Consider the following 256-nt stretch of genomic DNA (forward strand, 5'->3'; position numbering starts at 1 on the left):
CCCACATCTGGGCGTCGGCGTAGAAGTTCGTGTACGTTTCCGGATTGCTCGGATCGCTGCCGAAGAAGACCGAAGCGTCGACGCTCTTGAGTTCTACCTCAACGCCTATCTCGTGCCACCACTGCTTGATGATCGCCTGGAACTGGTTGCGCACGGCGTTGGTCGTGGTCACGAAGGTGAGGTTCAGCTTTTCGCCGTCCTTCTCCCGGATGCCATCGGGCCCCTGCTTCCAGCCCGCCTCGTCAAGAAGCCTCTT

The 256-nt window shown here is 59.8% G+C and carries 1 protein-coding gene; it reads right to left on the reverse strand.

Features of this window, described 5'->3' with window-relative positions; translation table 11 throughout:
- The coding region (locus EOD29_RS33110; RefSeq protein ID WP_245475512.1) for an ABC transporter substrate-binding protein at positions 1 to 256 on the reverse strand (256 nt) is incomplete at both ends.

The organism is Mesorhizobium sp. M1A.T.Ca.IN.004.03.1.1 (genome assembly GCF_003997555.1).
Classification (GTDB): domain Bacteria; phylum Pseudomonadota; class Alphaproteobacteria; order Rhizobiales; family Rhizobiaceae; genus Mesorhizobium.